The 5573-nt window shown below is 42.0% G+C and carries 6 protein-coding genes; 2 read left to right on the forward strand and 4 right to left on the reverse strand.

Annotation, left to right across the window (positions count from 1 at the left end):
* Nucleotides 1–59: 59 nt before the first annotated feature.
* Complete coding sequence (gene serS / locus QZY09_RS14370) at nt 60–1331, forward strand: serine--tRNA ligase (RefSeq protein ID WP_295673455.1); 1272 nt, start codon at nt 60–62, stop codon at nt 1329–1331.
* A 4-nt stretch (nt 1332–1335) separates the two neighbouring features.
* Here serS and QZY09_RS14375 read toward each other — a convergent pair whose 3' ends face one another.
* The 3 genes from QZY09_RS14375 to QZY09_RS14385 form a co-directional block, all read right to left on the reverse strand.
* On the reverse strand, nt 1336–1749 hold the full coding sequence (locus QZY09_RS14375; protein ID WP_295673456.1) for a hypothetical protein: 414 nt from the start codon (nt 1747–1749) through the stop codon (nt 1336–1338).
* 356 nt (nt 1750–2105) lie between these two features.
* Nucleotides 2106–2798, reverse strand: coding sequence for an SIMPL domain-containing protein (locus QZY09_RS14380; protein WP_295673457.1), 693 nt, complete (start codon nt 2796–2798; stop codon nt 2106–2108).
* A gap of 88 nt (nt 2799–2886) precedes the next feature.
* On the reverse strand, nt 2887–3246 hold the full coding sequence (locus tag QZY09_RS14385; RefSeq protein ID WP_295673459.1) for a hypothetical protein: 360 nt from the start codon (nt 3244–3246) through the stop codon (nt 2887–2889).
* Between the two features lie 193 nt (nt 3247–3439).
* On the opposite strand from QZY09_RS14385, the gene QZY09_RS14390 reads away from it, so the two are divergent.
* Nucleotides 3440–5080 carry a M28 family metallopeptidase gene (locus tag QZY09_RS14390; RefSeq protein ID WP_295673461.1) on the forward strand — a complete coding sequence of 547 codons (1641 nt, stop codon included), beginning with the start codon at nt 3440–3442 and terminating at the stop codon, nt 5078–5080.
* 145 nt (nt 5081–5225) lie between these two features.
* Here the strand turns inward: QZY09_RS14390 and QZY09_RS14395 are convergent.
* Nucleotides 5226–5573: TM2 domain-containing protein (locus QZY09_RS14395; protein WP_295673463.1), on the reverse strand; the 348-nt coding region annotated here is incomplete at its 5' end.

Here is a 5573-nt window from a genome sequence, read left to right on the forward strand (position 1 = left end):
CTATGAACCATGAACTATGAACCATGAACTAATTATATCTTTGCCTAAAATTAAAAATAATGCTGCAAGTTAATTATATCCGCGATAACAGGGAACAGGTTTTGGAACGTTTGGCTGTAAAAAATTTCAAACAGCCGGCTTTGGTTGATGAAATTATTCAATTGGATGATAAACGCCGTCAAACACAAACCAGTTTGGATAATGTTTCGGCGGAAGCAAATGTCGCGGCAAAACAGATCGGCGAGCTGATGAGAGCCGGGAAAAAAGATGAAGCCGAAGTACTTAAATCAAAAACCGGTACCTGGAAAGAAGATATCAAAGCTTTAGGTGAGCAGCTTTCAACGATAGAGGAAGAGTTATACCAGAAACAGGTATTGCTGCCCAATTTGCCACATAGTTCGGTGCCGAAAGGCCTTACACCTGAAGAGAATGAGGTGGTGCTTGAAAGCGGTGCTATGCCGCACCTACCGGCAAACGCGCTGCCCCATTGGGAGCTTGCCGCCAAATATAACCTGATTGATTTTGAACTCGGCGTTAAAATAACCGGCGCCGGTTTCCCGGTTTATAAAAACAAAGGCGCCAAATTGCAGCGCGCGCTCATCAATTATTTTATCGATGAGGCCGAAAAGGCCGGTTTTAGTGAAGTAAGTGTGCCTTTGATGGTAAATGAGGCCTCAGGTTTTGGCACCAGCCAGTTGCCCGATAAGGAAGGTCAGATGTACTATGTCGGCCTGGATAACCTGTACCTGATCCCAACCGCAGAAGTGCCAATCACCAACCTTTACCGCGATGTAATTTTAAAGGCTGATGAATTGCCTGTAAAAAACTGCGGTCATACCCCTTGTTTCCGCAGGGAAGCAGGTTCTTATGGCGCGCATGTACGGGGACTTAACCGCCTGCACCAGTTTGATAAGGTAGAGATCGTACAGATCGCACACCCGGATAATTCATACGCGTTATTGGAAGAGATGGTGAGCCATGTGCAGGGCTTATTGCAAAAATTAGGACTACCATACCGCGTATTGCGCCTTTGCGGCGGCGACATGGGGTTTGGTTCCGCACTTACCTACGACCTGGAAACCTGGAGCGCGGCACAGCAGCGCTGGCTTGAGGTATCATCAGTCTCAAATTTCGAAACTTTCCAGAGCAACCGTTTAAAGCTGCGTTTCCGCAATGCTGAAGGAAAAACCCAGTTGGCCCACACGCTTAATGGCAGTGCATTGGCCTTGCCACGTATTGTAGCAACGATTTTGGAAAACTACCAAACGGAAAATGGTATTAAAGTACCCGAGGTACTGGTTCCGTACACAAAGTTTGAATGGATAGACTAAGCGTTTAGTTGCTCACGCTGGCAACAAGTTTAATGATCGAGGTATCGATCATGTCATTGACGGTGTTTAGCACCGTTTTTTGTTTTTGGACTTTGGCCAGGTCGGCCTTGTATATAAACTGATCAACACCAAGAACTTTCAGAAAGCTATCCGTTTTTTCGTTGGGATCGTTTTTGTAACAGCAAAGTTTGATTTTATTGTAGAACTTATTTGTTTGGATGCGGCGCAGAATTTTTTCGAGTTCCTTTCCTAAAAAATCATAATCAAATATGATCAGCTCGGGGTAGGATTCGAAAATTGAAGGAAATAAATTGTTTGCAACAGATACGTGTTTAACGTTGGTATAACCATCAATTAAATGTTCATCGAAGATTTCAGGGGCAACCAAAGTTACTTTCCTGAAGCGTGTACGGATCATGCTCAAACAAATTAGGGTCAATAAAGATAAATGGTAATTTTCAAATTGTCAAGTGCTTATTAATCAATGGGAAAGAAAATATAAACTTAATAATTTCTTAATATTGGGCACAAAATTCTACGGAAATATGACTTTTTTGACGATTAATTAACTTTTGTGATATATTTGTTATTTAAAATTAATTATCAATAAAGGCCAATGTTTAAGCTCGGAAGTTATTAACATCCGTGTAGCAAAAAAAATGCATGAGATAATTAAAAATTCTTCGTGAAATGAAGTGTTTTTTAAGGAATTTATAATTGTTATTTAGCTGTCCTTAAAAACAATCATAAAAACCGCCCCGAGTTTTCCACACCCTAGTTTGAAATTTCAAAAACAGCGTTTATCTGATAGCTTAATTTAATTTTCTTAAAATCAATATCAGAGGTCGACTCGCTCTTATTGTAGGCCATCACTGTGTTTGAGTACATATTAGGACTATAGTAATTCTGGATTGAGGTTTCGGTTTCATTGATGCTGATCACTGGGCCCAGTTTTTCGCCCAGGCTGTTTAAAAGGTAAGTCGCTTTTTCTTTAGCGGCCAACAAAGCTTGTATTTTTACCTGGCGTTTTACTTCCGGCATTTTCGAATAATCGTAACTATCAATATTTGTTGAGGATATGCCTTTAGCGTCAACGGCCGCTATTATCTGGTTATATTTGTTCAGATCATGAAAGCGGATCCTGTATTGTTTTGCCGCTAAAAAATCTGGCGTCTTTTTCTTTTGATAATAATTATTGTAAGAGAACAAGTTGTTTACAGTGAAGTCTTCTTTGGGAATGCCGGCATCCTTAACAGCGCTTTCAAGCTGATTCTCCAGTTCATCAATAGTGATTTTGGTTTTACCACTCATGTACTCCTGCATGGATACAGTAACGTTTATAATATCAGGCGTAACTTCCTGCTCAGCGGATCCGCTAACTTCAATTTTTCGGCGCAGGTCAACTGTTTGCGAAAAGGCTGAAAAAACAAATGCAATCAGGGCTGCCAGTAAAATGATTTTTTTCATGATTTATAGTTTTAAGGTTTCTGCCAAACTACCGAAAATAAATCTATTTGTATGCAACGTAAACTAAAGATATTGGCGGGTGATTTTTTCAGAATGACAAAAGCGCCGACTGCGCAATAGGATTACCTGTTTTTACCGTAATAATTTCCGTATTATAAATGCGTGATACCAGCGATTTCACCCGGTCCAAAAAACTCCGCCTGGTTACCTGCTGCAATATATGTTCATTGTTTTCAGGTTGGTTCTTTGGCTCTTCAAGGTCATCAAATCTTTCCATCAGTATATCTTCACGAATAATTTTTTCTCTTAGCTCCGGGTCGCCGTTTACAATTTCATCCAGTTCAGTTAACTCGCTGAAGGTTGCTTTTCCCGATTTTTGCCTTTTGATCAGGATATCGAAACGATCCTGTAAAAATGTACGGCGTTCAGGTTGTTTCTTACTGCTCATTTTGATTTTGTGTTAACTTGCAATTATTGCTCAAATGCTGTGCCGATGTTTTATGTAATTGTTTTTCAGTTGTTTATAGTGAATATCAGGCAGGCGCGTATCATTTTGATACAACTGTGTGTTCGTAAACGGACGAAAGGATGCGGTGTTAAACAAAAGGGCATTTTTGTTACATTTGGCTAAACTGATCGACATGAAAATAAAATATTCTTTCCTTTTAACTTTTTCCGTCGCCACATTGCTGTCAGGTTGCAAAAGCCATGACAAGGGCAATCCCGTAACGGGCGACGAAATAAAAAGCCATATAGCAGTATTGGCAGATGATTCATTACTTGGCCGGAAGCCATTTACTGTGGGTGAAACTAAAGCCATCGCCTACATTTCATCGGAGTTTAAAAAGCTGGGCCTTGAGCCGGGGAATAATGGCAGCTATTTCCAGGAAGTGCCTATGGTTGAAGTGACCAGCAAGCCTGTGGGCGCTATGGAAATATCGGGAGGAAAACAACCTATCAGCCTCAATTACCTGACTGATTTTGTGGCTTCAACACGGCGCGAACTGGATACGGTGCAGTTAAAAAACTCCCCGCTGGTATTTGCGGGATATGGCATTGTTGCCCCCGAATATAAATGGAATGATTACGCGGGGCTTGACGTTAAAGGTAAAACGGTTGTGGTGCTGGTGAATGACCCGGGCTTTAAGTCAGGTGACCGGACCTTATTTAAAGGCGATACCATGACCTATTATGGACGCTGGACCTATAAATACGAAGAAGCAGCGCGGCAGGGCGCGGCTGGAATCATCATAGTGCATCAAACTGAGCCGGCAAGTTATGGCTGGAGCGTTGTGGCCAATAGTTTTACAGGAGCAAAGCTTTACTTACAACAATCAGATAAACATCTTTCAAGATGCAAAGTTGAAGGCTGGATAACCGAAGAAGCCGCCAAAAAGCTATTTGCAGCCGCTGGTATTACGGGCGATTTCAGGGCTATCGCGCGTAAAAGGGATTTTAAAGCCATTCCATTAAACCTGGCTGTTAGTCTAATCGTTCAAAATAAACTAAAATACTCAACCTCACACAACGTGATCGCTGTACTAAAGGGAAGCGCCCGTCCGGGCGAGTGCATCCTTTATACGGCACATTGGGATCACCTGGGTGTAGGGAAACCTGATGCAAAAGGTGATAGCATTTATAATGGGGCAGTAGATAATGCCAGCGGCGTAGCTGCGGTATTAAGCGAAGCCAGGCGGTTTATGCAATTAAAGGAGAAACCCCAAAGATCTATAGTGTTTTTAGCAGTAACAGGAGAAGAACAGGGCCTGCTGGGGTCGGAATATTATGCGACGCATCCCATTTATCCATTAAGTAAAACCGTTGCTGACCTCAACATGGACGCGCTAGGGGCCTATGGCGAAACCAATGATTTTTCCATTACGGGTAAGGGGCAGAACGACCTGGAAGACTATGTAGCAGATTTTGCAAATCAGGAAGGCAAAAAGGTTACCGCGGATAAAAACCCAGGAGCCGGGGGCTACTACCGGTCCGATCATTTTAATTTTGCAAAGGTGGGTGTACCGGCCTTGGATATAAACAATGGAGCTGAAAGTACCACACATGGCGAAGCCTGGGGCAAAGCAAAACAAAAAGAATATGGCGATATGCATTACCACCAGCCATCAGACAATTATTCGCCGGGTATGGATGCTGACGGAATGGCCGAGGTAGCCAACATGCTGTTTAAAGTGGGTGATAAACTGGCAAATGAAAGTACTTGGCCCGGTTGGAAAAATGGCTCGGAGTTTAAAGCCATAAGGGAAAAGTCAACGGGGAAGTAAGGTAAAAGCTAAAAAGTAAAAGGTGAAAGGTTTGAAGCGTTGGTAACGTTTACCTTTCGCCTTTTACCTTTCACCTCATTGATCAGTATATGATAGATTCGGGGAGTTTTTCAGTTTTTATCTATTGCGCTCCCTTATTATTAATTTAGTTGTTCATTTTCGCGATCTGATAACATTCATACGCTAAATGCCTGTTGTAATCATTAGCGATGCTTTTATAGGTGATCAGATCAATAAGGGTGCCGATCCCGAAAAAACCGAAAGTAAGCAGGTAAAGGCCACCTAACATATAGTTCCTGGTCATAAATCTTTGCATACCTGCCAGTCCTAAAAAGCCTAACAAGGTAGCCAGCAAAATATCATTTGGATTTTTTCTGCGGCTGTTGTAAACCAGCAAAAAGGTTTGCATTTGATTTTGCGAAAGCCCTGCTGATGCATGGTGAAGAAAACTGTATTCTTCCATGGTGATGCCAGCAGTATGGGTATATGAATA

Origin of the sequence: uncultured Mucilaginibacter sp. (genome assembly GCF_903913935.1) — a bacterium.
Classification (GTDB): domain Bacteria; phylum Bacteroidota; class Bacteroidia; order Sphingobacteriales; family Sphingobacteriaceae; genus Mucilaginibacter.